General features: G+C 28.7%; 14 protein-coding genes. 13 read left to right on the forward strand and 1 reads right to left on the reverse strand.

Annotated features, from left to right (window positions below; genetic code table 11):
* Window positions 1-656: 656 nt before the first annotated feature.
* The 6 genes from glpK to ACKTTQ_RS04915 all read left to right on the forward strand — a co-directional run bounded on the left by glpK (window position 657) and on the right by ACKTTQ_RS04915 (window position 5,323).
* Window positions 657-2,141 carry a glycerol kinase GlpK gene (gene glpK / locus ACKTTQ_RS04890; RefSeq protein ID WP_408048549.1) on the forward strand — a complete coding sequence of 495 codons (1,485 nt, stop codon included), beginning with the start codon at window positions 657-659 and terminating at the stop codon, window positions 2,139-2,141.
* A gap of 101 nt (window positions 2,142-2,242) precedes the next feature.
* The gene (locus tag ACKTTQ_RS04895) at window positions 2,243-2,890 is read left to right on the forward strand and encodes a hypothetical protein (protein ID WP_408048550.1); all 648 of its coding nucleotides are present in this window, start codon (window positions 2,243-2,245) and stop codon (window positions 2,888-2,890) included.
* On the forward strand, window positions 2,890-3,912 hold the full coding sequence (locus tag ACKTTQ_RS04900; protein WP_093869470.1) for a sensor histidine kinase: 1,023 nt from the start codon (window positions 2,890-2,892) through the stop codon (window positions 3,910-3,912). The genes ACKTTQ_RS04895 and ACKTTQ_RS04900 overlap by 1 nt, the downstream gene beginning before the upstream one ends.
* Complete coding sequence (locus ACKTTQ_RS04905; protein WP_408048551.1) at window positions 3,912-4,583, forward strand: LytR/AlgR family response regulator transcription factor; 672 nt, start codon at window positions 3,912-3,914, stop codon at window positions 4,581-4,583. Before ACKTTQ_RS04900 ends, ACKTTQ_RS04905 begins: the two co-directional genes overlap by 1 nt.
* 3 nt (window positions 4,584-4,586) lie before the next feature.
* Window positions 4,587-5,132, forward strand: coding sequence for a pyridoxamine 5'-phosphate oxidase family protein (locus tag ACKTTQ_RS04910; RefSeq protein WP_113786342.1), 546 nt, complete (start codon window positions 4,587-4,589; stop codon window positions 5,130-5,132).
* A 56-nt stretch (window positions 5,133-5,188) separates the two neighbouring features.
* The gene (locus ACKTTQ_RS04915) at window positions 5,189-5,323 is read left to right on the forward strand and encodes a hypothetical protein (RefSeq protein ID WP_255405118.1); all 135 of its coding nucleotides are present in this window, start codon (window positions 5,189-5,191) and stop codon (window positions 5,321-5,323) included.
* Between the two features lie 88 nt (window positions 5,324-5,411).
* On the opposite strand, the gene ACKTTQ_RS04920 is transcribed toward ACKTTQ_RS04915, so the two are convergent.
* Window positions 5,412-6,590, reverse strand: coding sequence for an acyl-CoA dehydrogenase family protein (locus ACKTTQ_RS04920; protein WP_093869468.1), 1,179 nt, complete (start codon window positions 6,588-6,590; stop codon window positions 5,412-5,414).
* Window positions 6,591-6,749: 159 nt separating this feature from the next.
* Here ACKTTQ_RS04920 and rnpA point away from each other — a divergent pair, with 159 nt between their 5' ends.
* Genes rnpA through ACKTTQ_RS04955 form a run of 7 tightly spaced genes read left to right on the forward strand, consistent with a single transcriptional unit; the run spans window position 6,750 to window position 14,179 of the window.
* Window positions 6,750-7,136 (forward strand): ribonuclease P protein component, encoded by a 387-nt coding sequence (gene rnpA / locus ACKTTQ_RS04925; protein ID WP_233487127.1) that lies wholly within the window; start codon window positions 6,750-6,752, stop codon window positions 7,134-7,136.
* Window positions 7,126-8,754, forward strand: coding sequence for a S41 family peptidase (locus ACKTTQ_RS04930; RefSeq protein ID WP_408048552.1), 1,629 nt, complete (start codon window positions 7,126-7,128; stop codon window positions 8,752-8,754). The genes rnpA and ACKTTQ_RS04930 overlap by 11 nt, the downstream gene beginning before the upstream one ends.
* A 28-nt stretch (window positions 8,755-8,782) precedes the next feature.
* Window positions 8,783-10,465 carry a DUF6909 family protein gene (locus tag ACKTTQ_RS04935; RefSeq protein WP_408048553.1) on the forward strand — a complete coding sequence of 561 codons (1,683 nt, stop codon included), beginning with the start codon at window positions 8,783-8,785 and terminating at the stop codon, window positions 10,463-10,465.
* A gap of 3 nt (window positions 10,466-10,468) precedes the next feature.
* Entirely contained in the window at window positions 10,469-11,506 is a 1,038-nt protein-coding gene (locus tag ACKTTQ_RS04940) for a hypothetical protein (RefSeq protein WP_408048554.1), read from the forward strand.
* A 5-nt stretch (window positions 11,507-11,511) separates the two neighbouring features.
* Entirely contained in the window at window positions 11,512-12,042 is a 531-nt protein-coding gene (rfbC, locus tag ACKTTQ_RS04945) for a dTDP-4-dehydrorhamnose 3,5-epimerase (RefSeq protein WP_408048555.1), read from the forward strand.
* A 5-nt stretch (window positions 12,043-12,047) separates the two neighbouring features.
* On the forward strand, window positions 12,048-13,130 hold the full coding sequence (gene gmd / locus ACKTTQ_RS04950) for a GDP-mannose 4,6-dehydratase (protein WP_408048556.1): 1,083 nt from the start codon (window positions 12,048-12,050) through the stop codon (window positions 13,128-13,130).
* A gap of 11 nt (window positions 13,131-13,141) precedes the next feature.
* On the forward strand, window positions 13,142-14,179 hold the full coding sequence (locus ACKTTQ_RS04955) for a GDP-L-fucose synthase family protein (protein WP_408048557.1): 1,038 nt from the start codon (window positions 13,142-13,144) through the stop codon (window positions 14,177-14,179).
* Window position 14,180 lies beyond the last annotated feature (1 nt).

Raw genomic sequence — 14,180 nt, forward strand, 5'->3', positions numbered from 1 at the left:
TTACGCACTTAAACACTAAAATTAAATTAATATTCATTATAAAACCTCCTAGAAAAACTCTAGGAGGTTTTATTTTATATAAAAAATAACAGTTACGGAAAGCTACATTTTTAGATGCGGACATCCCCTTTTCTGGCACTGAATTTGCAAGTACATTTGCCATGTCACTCATTATTATGAGCAGATGATTTAAGGGGAAAACAAACCTTCTAGATAAGTTCTAGGAGGTTTTGTCTTTTTTATAATAAATCTAATATAATGTCTTGTATTTTAAGTGAATAAAAATTCAAAAATTATTCTAGTTTAATTTTTATAAAGAAATATAGTTGTTGCGGAAAATTACAGATTTACATGCGGGAAACCCCTTTTTTACCCTAGTAATCAAGTATACATTTGTAACGTGTTTATTTAAGCACAAAAACTTAAGGGAAATTTAAATTTTATTAAAATGGGGAAAACTTTAGTAAAAAAAGCAAACGACGCCTTTGTGGGGTTTATGTCAGCTTTAGCTGAACTAGGTAAAGGTGCAAGTTATGCACTTAAACATTAAAAACCACTTAACGGTGACTCCAAAGCCTTCTAGATGAATTCTAGAAGGTTTTTTTATTTTTAAAAAGGATATATTGTAAATTGCTATTTTTAACCCAATACCTAGAATGGCAAAAAAGTATATTATAGCTTTAGATCAAGGAACTACGAGTTCTCGTACAGTTGTTATTAATGAAGAAGGAGAAATAATAGGAATGAATCAGCAAGAGTTTACTCAAGTTTTTCCAGAACCTGGTTGGGTAGAACATAACGCAGAAGAGATTTTAGAGTCTCAACTAACAACATTAAAAAAAGTATTACAACAAACAAATATAAAAGCTTCAGAAGTAGCAGGGATTGGAATAACAAACCAACGAGAAACCACCGTTGTTTGGAATAAAAACACAGGAAAACCAATATATAATGCTATTGTTTGGCAAGATAAACGTACTGCAAATATTTGCGAAAAATTAAAACAAAGAGGATTTGAAAATCATGTTCGTAAAACAACAGGGTTAATTATAGATAGCTATTTTTCTGCAACAAAAATACATTGGATATTAAATCATGTTGAAGGAGCAAAAGATGAAGCTGAAAAAGGAAATCTTTTGTTTGGAACAATTGACACTTGGTTACTTTGGAATTTAACTAATGGAGAGGTGCATGCTACCGATTATAGCAATGCTTCTCGCACAATGATTTATGATATTAAAAACCTTTGTTGGGATACTAAAATTTTAGAAGAATTAGAAATTCCAACTACAATGCTTCCTGAAGTAAAACAATCATCATATCATTTTGGAAACTTTAATTTAAATAATATTCAAATCCCTATAGCAGGAATTGCTGGAGATCAACAAGCCGCGCTTTTTGGACAAGCATGTTTTAATAAAGGAGAGGCTAAAAATACTTATGGTACCGGATGCTTTATGTTATTAAACACTGGAGAGAATATAGAATTTTCTAAAAATGGATTGTTAACTACGATTGCTTGGGGTATTAATGATAAAGTGTATTATGCGTTAGAAGGAAGTGTATTTGTTGCTGGTTCAGCGATTCAATGGTTAAGAGATGGATTGGATATTATTAAAAGCGCTAAAGAGAGTGAGGAATTTGCAAAACAAGTTACTGGTGAAAATCCAGTGTATGTTGTACCTGCTTTTGCTGGTTTAGGGGCGCCTTATTGGGATATGTATGCACGAGGAGCTGTATTTGGTTTAACACGTGATACAGGAAAAAATCATTTAATAAAAGCCACGTTAGAATCATTAGCTTACCAAACTAAAGATGTATTAAACGTAATGCAAAAAGATAGTGAGGTTGGTTTAACATCATTGAAAGTTGATGGAGGCGCTTGTGCAAATGATTTAATAATGCAATTTCAATCTGATATATTAAATGTACCTGTTGAAAGACCAGAGATTATAGAAACAACAGTAATGGGAGCAGCATATTTAGCAGGAATTTATGTAGGACTTTGGAAACAAGAAGATATTATTAATAGAAAGAAAATTAATAAAGAGTTTACACCTACGTTTTCAGAAGAAAAAAGAGACAGGTTATATAAAAAGTGGCAAAAAGCTGTAGAAAGAACTAAAAACTGGATAGATTAGGTTTAATTTTTCACCGAGAAAATGAACAAGGTTATCGAAAAAAATAGGTGTTAAGTGTTTAATATTTTTCTTTTGAACAAAGAATTTTAAAATATAATTTTATGAAAATTAGAAGTATAATTTGTTCACTTGCAATTTTATTTTTTTTAAACTCGTGTGTTGTAAAATCATTATCGCCTTTTTATACTAAAGAGACAATTAGTTTTACTGAAGAGTTTTTAGGAAAATGGAAAGACAATGAAAAAGGAAAATGGGAGGTAAAAACCTTTGAAAGTGAAATATTAAAAGGATATAAAGGAAAAGTATCTAAAGAAGACAAGCAGTTAATAAGCTTATATAAGAATTCTTACTTTGTGTCTTTTGAAAAAAAAGGAAAAGAAGCTTTTTTTATTGCTACTCCATTTAAGATTAAAGACCAACTTTTTTTAGATTTTATTCCTGTTGATTATGATAGTGGAGGTATTAACTCATTAACATTTAGTCATATTGTGTATGCGCATTCATTAGTTAAGTTTGATGTGTCTTCAAATGGAAGTATAAAAATTAAATGGTTTGATGAAGATAGAATAGAAGATCTTTTTAAAGAAGGTAAAATTAAAATCAAACATGAAAAAATAGGCTTGTTAAACGACAAGTATTTACTTACGGCTTCATCAAAAGAATTACAGAAGTTTGTTGAAAAATATATTGTTTCTAATGCCTCAAAAAAATGGGAAACCTCAATTAAATTTACATTGACTAAAGTATAATGAATAAGAATTCATTAAATAGATATAAAGCACATCATAATAAATGGATATTTAACCTTTTATTATGGGTGCTTTTATTTTTTGTAATACTGTTTTTGTTTGCTGATTTCCCTTTAAAAAAAATTGATTTTATTTATGTGGTTAGTTATTTACTTACTTTAATTCCTCCAGTAAGTTTATTAATCTATTATTTGGTGCCTAAGTTTCTTAAAAAAGAGAAGTATGTGGTATTTGTAATTTTATCAATAATAATAATATCATTATTTTCATATCTTAATATTCAATTTCACCAGTTAATAATCGATAAGATTTTCACTGATTATTATTTCATTTCATATTATAATGACGTACAAACGCTTATTGTTTTTGCTGCTGTTTCTTTAATTGCTACATTTTTTAAATTGTTAGAAGATTGGATACACTATAATCAAAATGAAAGAAGAGAAATTGAAGAGCGGTTAAAGGTTTTAAAAGGGCAAATAAATCCTCATTTTTTGTTTAATTCACTCAATGTTTTATATTCATTATCTGTAGGGAAAAATAAAGAAGTTACAGAAGCTACGTTGCAATTATCTAATATTTTAAGATATGTATTGTATGACTCTGAAAGAAAAACAACAATAGAAAAAGAAAAGGAATTAATTGAAAATTATATAGCATTTGAAAAAAACAGGCACACTGTAAATTCAACAATTAAATTTATATCCAATATTGATACGGATTCAGAAATACAACCAATGTTGTTATTGCCATTAGTTGAAAATAGTTTTAAACATGGATTAAAAAGCAATATAAATAACCCTTTTGTAATTATTAATTTAGAATTTAATAAAAATGTTTTATTATTTGAGATAGAGAATAATTTCAAAGCGAATAATTTAAAGTATACAGAAGAGTATAATGGTATTGGTGTAAAAAACATAAAAGAAAATTTAGCAATACTATATCCAAACAAACATGAATTAACAATTGAAAAAACAAATGAAACTTATAAGGTTAAACTTGTAATAGATTTAAAATAATGAAAATACAATGCGTTATTATAGATGATGAACCATCTTCACAAAATATACTTAAACATCTTATAGGAGATGTTGATTTTTTAGAGATAGCAGGAATTTGTAATGATGCAGTTGATGCAATGACGTTTTTGAAAGAAACTAAGGTTGATCTTCTTTTTCTAGATATAAATATGCCTAACTTGTCGGGAATTTCATTTTATAAAATGTTAAATAACCCTCCCTTAGTTATTTTCACTACAGCCTATTCTGAGTATGCAATAGAAGGATTTGATGTTAATGCAATAGATTATTTATTAAAACCATTTTCATTTGAACGGTTTTTAAAAGCAGTACAAAAAGTAAAAAACAAACTAGTTTTAGAAAAAGAGTTTATAATTATTAAATCAGATAAGAAACTATACCAACTAAAAGTAAATGATATTTTATTTGTTGAAGCGTTAGGAGATTATATTAAAATATATACAAAAGATAAAGTTTTGGTGAGTTATAAAACACTTAGAAATATACTTTCATTATTACCAGAAAATAAATATATGCAAATTCATAAATCATATATTATAAATCAAAGTAAATTAGACTTTGTTGAAGGAAATCAAGTTACTATTGGTTCAAAAAAAATACCTATTGGACAAAAATTTAAAATCAATTTTTTAAAAAGATTAAACAGTTAAACTATGGCTAAGTTTTATAAAAAAATTACAAACAGACTTCAAAAGTTTATTGAAAACCAAAAAATGTTTTTTGTTGCTACAGCACCTAAAGAAGGAAGAATTAATTTATCTCCTAAAGGAATGGATACCTTTAGAATTTTGGATGAAAATAAAGTTGCTTGGTTAAGTGTTACTGGAAGTGGTAATGAAACCTCTGCACATTTAATCGAAAATAATCGCATAACAATTATGTTTTGTGCTTTTGAAGGAGCTCCTAATATTCTTAGGTTGTATGGAGAAGCAACAGAGATACAAGAAAAAGATAATGATTGGAATACTTATGTAAACTTGTTTCCAAAGCTACCAGGTACACGTCAAATATTTGTAGTAGAAATAATATCTGCACAAACTTCCTGTGGTTCTTCTATACCTTTTTATGAATATTTAGGTGAACGAAATCAGTTAAATGAATGGGCTGAAGATAAAGGGAAAGATGGAATTGAATCTTATTGGGAGGAAAAAAATCAAGAAAGCATTGATGGATTAAAAACAAAATTTTCCAAATCCTGATAAAAGTCATATTCTAACTTTTTCATTGTATTTACCTTTGTATAAAAGTTTACGATATGATACAATTAGTTAATATTCCTGCAGTTTCATGGACAAATGGAACTATTATGTTGATTGTTTTTGGTATTGTTAGTTTAGGCTTAATAGCTACTCTACTAATTTTTATGAATAGTGGTAAAAAGAAAGGGTAACTATTATTTAGTGATTTTTAATAGTTGATTGTAAGAAGTGTTCTAAAAGCCCGAGTTGTTTTTCTTTTTAGAACACTTCTTTTTAGTTTTATTTAAAAGCATTTAAACCAGTAATATCTAAACCTGTAATTAATAAATGCACATCATGTGTTCCTTCATAAGTAATAACACTTTCTAGGTTCATAGAGTGACGCATTATAGAATAGTCTCCCGAAATACCCATAGCTCCTAAAACTTGTCTGGCTTCACGAGCAATGTTTATAGCCATATCTACATTATTACGTTTAGCCATTGAAATTTGTGCAGATGTAGCACGACCCTCATTTTTTAAAACTCCTAAACGCCATGTTAATAATTGAGCTTTAGTAATCTCGGTAATCATTTCAGCTAATTTTTTTTGTTGTAATTGAAACTGTCCAATTGGTTTACCAAATTGTGTACGCTCTTTAGCGTAACGCAAGGCAGTATCATAACAATCCATAGCTGCACCAATAGCACCCCAAGCAATACCATATCGAGCAGAGTCTAAACATTGTAAAGGAGCACCAAGTCCTGATTTTTTTGGTAATAGATTTTCTTTAGGAACTTTTACATTGTCAAAAATTAATTCTCCAGTAATAGAAGCTCTTAATGACCATTTGTTATGAGTTTCAGGAGTAGTAAAACCTTCCATACCACGTTCTACAACGAGTCCGTGAATTCTACCTTCTTCATTTTTAGCCCAAACTACTGCCACATCAGCAATAGGAGCATTAGAAATCCACATTTTAGCACCATTTAATAAATAATGGTCACCCATATCTTTAAATTTCGTTTCCATGCCTCCAGGATTTGATCCATGGTTTGGTTCAGTTAAACCAAAACACCCCATCCATTCACCACTTGCTAATTTTGGTAAATATTTTCTTTTTTGTTCTTCGTTTCCGTAATTAAAAATAGGCCACATAACTAAAGAAGACTGCACTGAAGCAGTTGAACGAATACCACTATCACCTCGTTCTAATTCTTGCATTATTAAACCATAAGAAATTTGGTCTAACCCAGCACCTCCGTATTCAGCAGGAATGTAGGGTCCAAAAGCTCCTACTTCAGCTAAACCACCAACTAATTGTTCAGGAAATTTAGCATTTTGAGCAGCATCTTCAATAATAGGAGATACATTTTTCTTTACCCATTCTCGAGCAGTATCACGAATTAACTTATGCTCATCGGTTAATAAATCATCAACTTGATAGTAATCAGGAGCTTGAAATAAGTCTGGTTTCATATGTGTTTGTTTTTTTAATTTTTTTACTTACTAATTATAAAGATTACAATATGAGTTAGTAAATGATATTTATAAAATAGTTGTGGTGATTTTTAAAAATGATTTCCTCAAAAATACTCAAAAAAATGGTTATTCCTATAGGTTTACGTATGTTTGTATATGATGAGATTTACTTTAGGAAAAGAGGAGCGATTAAAAAGTAGGAAACTTATAGGTAAGTTATATGAAGAAGGGAAATCTATTAGGGTTTTTCCTTTGAGAATGGTTTATATACAAACAGAACACACTTCTAAATACCCTGCTCAAGTAGGAATGTCTGTGCCCAAGCGTAATTTTAAAAGGGCAGTAGATAGAAATAGAATTAAACGCTTATTAAGAGAAAGCTACCGTAGGGAAAAAGGAATGGTGTATTCGGAAGCTAAAAAACCATATGTGTATATGATTTCTTATATTGCAAGAGAAGAGTGGAAATATGAAGATATTGAAGAGAAAATGAGTAAATTAATGTCGCTTTTTGTAGCAGAAATTAATACAAATGAAAAATAGAAAAGTACTTTTTTTAGGAAGCATAGTTATTATTGGAATTTTATTTTCGTTTCAATCTCGTTTCTTTGAGATAGCGAAACAAATAGAAATATATAACAACCTATTTAAAATATTAAATATCAATTATATTGATGAAATAAATCCTGGTGATGTAACAGATAAAGCTATTAAAAACACACTTAAAAGCTTAGATCCATATACTAATTTTTATAACGAACAGGATGTTGAAGATGCAAGAATACGAAGAGAGGGTGAATATGGTGGTATAGGTGTTACATCGTATTATACTAAAAAAGGAATTGTTTTATCAGAAATATATAAAGGCTTTTCTGCCGACAAAGCAGCTTTAAAAGCAGGAGATATTATTATAAATGTTAATGGCCAAGATTTAAAAAATCTTGAAAGAAGTCAGCTTTCTCAAGTACTGAAAGGAACCCCTAACAAAGAACTTATATTAAAAGTAAATAGAAAAGGAGAAAATATAAATGTTAAACTTAAATTAGATAAGATTATAGTAAATCCAGTGCCTTTTTATGACATGATTGACAAAGAAACTGGATATGTTGTTTTAACTCAATTTACGAGTCAGAAAGCTACTGAGGAAGTAGCAAAAGCAATTAAAAAGTTGAAAGAAAAAGGAATGGACAAGTTAGTGTTTGATTTAAGAAGTAATCCTGGAGGTTCACTTTTTGATGCAGTAAACATTACAAACTTGTTTATACCTAAAGGGAAAAAAGTGGTTGATACAAGAGGGAAGATTAAAAAGAATAGTAGAACATATAAAACAAATAGAGAACCATTAGATGTTGAAATGCCCGTGGTTGTTCTTATTGATGATAGATCAGCCTCAGCTTCTGAAATTGTTTCTGGAGCGCTACAGGATTATGATAGAGCAGTTGTAATGGGTGAACGTTCATTTGGAAAAGGATTGGTGCAGCGCTATTTTAAGTTGAATTATGGAACCCAAATGAAAGCTACTATTTCAAAATATTATACACCTAGTGGAAGATGTATTCAAGAATTGGATTATGCTAATAGAGATTCAAAAACAGGAAAAGTACCAAAGTTTTCTGAAGGGGTAGTTAATAAGTTTACAACACAGAATGGAAGAATAGTTTATGATGGTGGTGGAGTAACCCCCGATATTAAAATAAAATATTCAGAAAAAAACAAAACAACTAAAGCATTATTAAAATCAAGAGCTATTTTTAATTTTGCAACTGATTATATTCAAAAAGAAACAGCTGTAGACTCTTTAAATTTTTCATTTGATTCGCAAAAGTTTAATACGTTCAAAACATATTTATATAGTACCGATACTTCTTTTGTTACAAAGGAAGAAAAAATGTTCAAGAGAGCTTATAAAACTTTAAAAAACAAAATTGGTATACAAAAAGATTATGATAATATTTTGAAAAAGTTACAACAGCAAAAAGTAACAGAAATAACAAAAAATAAAGATGTTTTATTAGCAAAAATTGAAAAAGAAATATTAAAACTTTCTTATTATAAAGAAGGAATGTATAAACACCAATTAAAAAATGATAAAACAATAAAGCAAGCAGTTTCATTGTTGAAAAATAAAAACAGATACAATAAAATACTCAAAACTGAGTAGTTTATATAACTTATTTGATTACAAATTTATGTCGAAACCAAACCAGAAAGAAAGAACGAGAGCGCAAGAGTCAACAAATGCAATAGAAAAATTATACATTTCTATGAGGCATTTGTTTAGTCGTGGATTTTATAAGCCAATGGGGATTTCTGGAGAAACTTTACGAAAATCACTTTTAGCATTACGTCCAGAAATTTATGGATCTATAGCTGAAGAAAAAACCGAATTAAACGGGTTAATTTATGTAATAGAGCGTTTACCAGAAGGAATAGAGGAATGTCAATTTATCAACTTAACAGCTGATGAGGGTTATAGGAACTCACATTTTAAAGCAATTGTACCTCCTAAAAGAAGGAGAAATTGTTATCGTATTGATAAAGACCAAATGAACATTGAAATTACTAGAGGAAGGTCTGAAATATATGATATTCTTACTCACCTTACTTTTCTATTTATTGAGTCACATAAAATAAAAGATAGAGTTACAATTGATGGTTCTGGAGAAAAATTTATTAGAGAGTGGATACATCTTGAAGAGGTTGTTTTGTATAATAAAACACTTACAGATGAAGAAAAAGATGTGATAATTGTACATTTAGGTAACATTTTAGGAAGAACTTACGATGAAGTATATGATGTATGTAACTCATTTGCTACTGATGAAAATCCAAATCGTTTTTTACACCTTATTTATTGGTTAGGGAAATTAGCTATTAATGAAGTGATTTTAGATCAAAAAAGATCCATAAAATTTAGTTCAGTTTTAATAGAAGAAATTGGACATCATTTTTATGGAGAAATTTGGGCAAATAACATAAAGAAAACTTTACTAGAAAACGATTTAATAAATAGACCAATACATATAATAAGTGCTAACATGCATAGTGTAATGAATACTATTTATGCTAAAAACGCTTTACCAACTAAAGCAAAAGAGTATAAAGGTTTTGAGCTTTTTGAATTGTTAAGTAATTCTGATAGTGGAGCATTACAAACAAAGGTTAAACAATATGCTTCTGAAAAAGGGTTGATTTATATAAAGGATACTTCTGGAACGAATATTAATGTTCAGATTATTGATACTGATAAAATAGACTTTAATACTATTTCATTTAAGAAAGAAAATTCAATAAATAAAAAACCAGTTATTATTGTTATGGATTATGCTTTTGGAGAACAAGCATATGAAACAATGGATGAGCTTTTAAAGCCTTATAAAACAAGAGAAGGAAAGATACATTTAGATGTTGAATCTGTCTCAATAATGGGAAAGGCAGGAATTTTAGAAGGAGGAAAGGGAGATATTATGATTCCATCATCTCATATTTTTGAAGGAACTGCAGATAATTATCCTTTTGAAAATGAATTATCTAAAGATAATTTAGAAGGTTATGGCGTTGAGGTTTTTGATGGAGCGATGGTTTCTGTACTAGGAACTTCACTACAGAATAAAGACTTATTAAAATTTTTCCATGACTCTACATGGAATGTTATAGGATTAGAAATGGAAGGAGCTCATTACCAGAAAGCAATTCAATCTGCTTCTAAAATTAGAGGAAATATTTCAGAAAATGTAAAAGTTCGTTATGCGTACTATGCTTCTGATAACCCATTAGAAACTGGAGCTACATTAGCTTCGGGAGGATTAGGAATGAGTGGGGTAACACCTACTTATGCAATAACTGAAAAAATAATAGAACAAATTTTTTAAAGCATGGCTAATAATAAAAACGAAGAAGAAGTTGATTTAGGCTCTTTGTTTGTAATAATAGGCAAGGGTATTTCTAATTTTTTTAATTTTATTGGAAGTGTTTTTTCTGGTCTTTTTCATTTTTTCATTTTAATACTTCTTTTCTTTAAGAAAAATTATATTAAGTTAGGAATAGCTATTGTTATTGGTGCTATCGCTGGTTTAGTAATTGAATTAAAGGAAGAAAATAAGTTTGGATCAAATCTTTTAGTTCAAACAAACTTTGATAGTGCAAGACAATTATATAATAATATTGAATTTTATAACAATCTTGTGAAGCAAAAAAATGAAAATTTATTAGCTGAAACTTTTAATTTAAATCAAGAAGAAGCTAAATCATTAAAGAAATTTTCAATTGAACCTATAGAAAACGGAAATGATATTGTAACTACTTATGATGAACTGATATTATCTATAGATACCTTAACAGCGAAAAGTTATTCTTTTTTCGATTTTAAAAGAACGTTTACGAAATTTAATTATAAAGCGCACAAAATAAATGTTTTATCTACCAAGAATGATGTGTTTTCTAAGTTAGACGAAGTGATAATATCTTCAATAATAGAAAATAATTATTTTAATAAGTTAAAAGAACTAACAAATGAGAATTTAAATAGAACTGATAATTTATTGAGAAAAAACTTAGCTCAAACAGATTCTTTACATCATATTTATAAAAAAGTTCTTTTAGAAGAAGCAAAATCATCTAAACAAGGCACCAATATAGATTTAGGAAGTACTAGAAAAAATAGTAAAGAGCTTGATCTTTTTACAACGACTTTAAAACTTAACAAGGAACTTAAAACAATAAGTGAAGAGAAATCAGAAAAATCTGAAGTTGTGAATATCATATCTAATTTTCAACCTATAGGTTATGAAATTAAAGGTGTTTCTGAAAACAGATCTGTACAACTAGCTTTATTATCATTAGGATTAATGATTTTATATTTATTATTAATTAAGCTTAATAAATATTTAGAAAATTATAATTATAAAAAGTAATACTAATGAATATTGTTCAAACCCCTTTAAAAGGATGCTTTGTAATAGAACCAATATTATTTGAAGATAATAGAGGTTATTTTTTTGAAAGTTTTAATGAAGAAAAATTTAATAAAGGAATAGGTGTTAATGTTAACTTTGTACAGGCTAATGAAGCTTTTTCAAATAAAGGAATTGTTAGAGGTTTACATTTTCAAAAGGGAGAGTTTGCACAAGCTAAATTGGTAAGGGTTATTACTGGTAAAGTACTAGATGTTACTGTAGATTTAAGAAAAAACTCTGAAACTTACGGGCAATATTTTTCAGTAATTTTATCTGGTGAAAATAAGAAACAGTTATTTGTGCCAAGAGGTTTTGCTCATGGGTATTCGGTATTAGAAAATAATACGATTTTTGCTTATAAATGTGATAACTATTACAATAAGGAGTCTGAAGGAGGTATTATTTATAATGATAAAACTCTTAATATAGATTGGAATTTATTAGATACAGAAGTTATACTATCTGATAAAGACATGCAATTACCAAATCTTTAATAGGCATGAAAAAAGTAGCCTTAATTACAGGTATAACAGGGCAAGATGGAGCATATTTAACAGAGTTTTTGTTAGAGAAAAACTACGAAGTTCATGGAATAAAAAGAAGGTCTTCTAGTTTTAATACAGATCGTATAGATCACCTTTATCAAGACCCTCATGAAGAAAAAAGGAATCTTTTTTTACATTATGGAGATATGGTTGATGCTTCTAATTTAATCAGAATCATTCAAGAGGTTCAACCTGATGAAATTTACAATTTAGCAGCAATGAGCCATGTTCATGTATCTTTTGAAACACCAGAATATACAGCAAACACAAATGGTTTAGGTACTTTACGATTATTAGAAGCTATTAGAATCTTAAATTTAGAAAAGAAAACAAAAATATATCAAGCTTCTACTTCCGAATTATTTGGTAAGGTACAAGAGGTTCCACAAACAGAAGAAACACCGTTTTATCCTCGCAGTCCATACGGAGTTGCAAAAATGTATGCATATTGGATCACAGTAAATTATCGTGAAGCATATGGTTTGTATGCTTGTAATGGGATTTTATTTAATCATGAATCACCAATTAGAGGAGAAACTTTTGTTACAAGAAAAATAACAAGGGCAGTTTCTAAAATAGCGTTAGGTTTACAAGAGAAAGTGTATTTAGGAAATCTTAATGCCAGAAGAGACTGGGGGCATGCTAAAGATTATGTTCGAATGATGTGGATGATATTACAGGCTGAAAAACCTGAAGACTGGATTATTGCTACTGGAAAAACTACATCAGTTAGAGATTTAGTAAAAATAGCTTTTTCTGAAGTTGGAGTTGAAATTGTATTTAAAGGAAAAGAAAAAGAAGAAAGAGGCTATGTAAAATCTTGTAGTAATCCTAAATATCAAATAGAAAAAGGGAAAGAAGTTGTTTGTATTGATCCACATTATTATAGGCCTACTGAGGTTGATTTATTAGTAGGTGATGCAACTAAGGCAAAAGAAAAACTAGGGTGGGTTCCAGAATATTCTGTTGAAAATTTGATAAGAGAAATGATGGAAAACGATATTAAATTAGTCTATAAAAACTTGATAAATAAGTAGAGCTAAAAGTAATGGATAAATTAGCTAAAATATTTGTAGCAGGGCATAAAGGTTTGGTTGGAAGCGCCATTTTAAAAAGACTTTTAGAAAAAGGTTATGTAAATATTATTACTAAAACAAAAGAAGAATTAGACTTAACAAACCAACAAGCTACAGCTGATTTTTTTAAAATAGAAAAGCCAGAGTTTGTTTTTTTAGCAGCGGCAAAAGTTGGTGGAATTATAGCGAATAATACATATAGGGCTGAATTTATTTATGATAATTTGATGATTCAAAATAATGTAATTCACCAAAGTTATGTTAATGATGTAAAAAAAATGTTGTTTTTAGGGAGCACTTGTATTTATCCAAAAAACACCGAACAACCAATTAAAGAAAACTCTCTTTTAACAGGTAGTCTTGAATATACCAATGAACCCTATGCAATAGCAAAAATAGCAGGAATCAAAATGTGTGAAAATTATAATATTCAATATGATACTAATTTTATTTCTGTAATGCCTACTAATTTATACGGGCCTAATGATAATTTTAATCTTGAAAAATCACATGTTTTACCAGCCTTAATAAGGAAAATTTATTTAGCAAAATTACTTGAAGATAATCAAGAAGAAGAAGTTATTAAAAACATAGGAGTAGCTAACTTAGATGAAGCTTTAGTTTACTTATCTAAATTTGGAATTACAAAGCAGCAAGTTGAAATTTGGGGATCAGGTAAACCTAAACGAGAGTTTTTGTGGAGTGATGATATGGCTGATGCTTGTGTGTTTGTAATGGAAAAAGTAAATAATAAAAAAACAGAACAAACGCATATTAATATTGGTACTGGAGAAGAAATATCTATTAAAGATTTAGCAGTACTTATTAAAAAGAGAATAGGGTTTAAAGGGAGTTTGTTGTTTAATACTAGTAAGCCCGATGGAACTATGAGAAAAGTTACAGATGTTACAAAAATACATTCATTAGGATGGAAACATACTGTAGCTTTAGAGGAAGGTATTGATAAAATGTATGAGTGGTATAAAAGATACCAAAATAAAAAACAATAAA

The sequence above is a fragment of the Tenacibaculum halocynthiae genome, from assembly GCF_964512825.1.
Lineage (GTDB): Bacteria > Bacteroidota > Bacteroidia > Flavobacteriales > Flavobacteriaceae > Polaribacter > Polaribacter halocynthiae.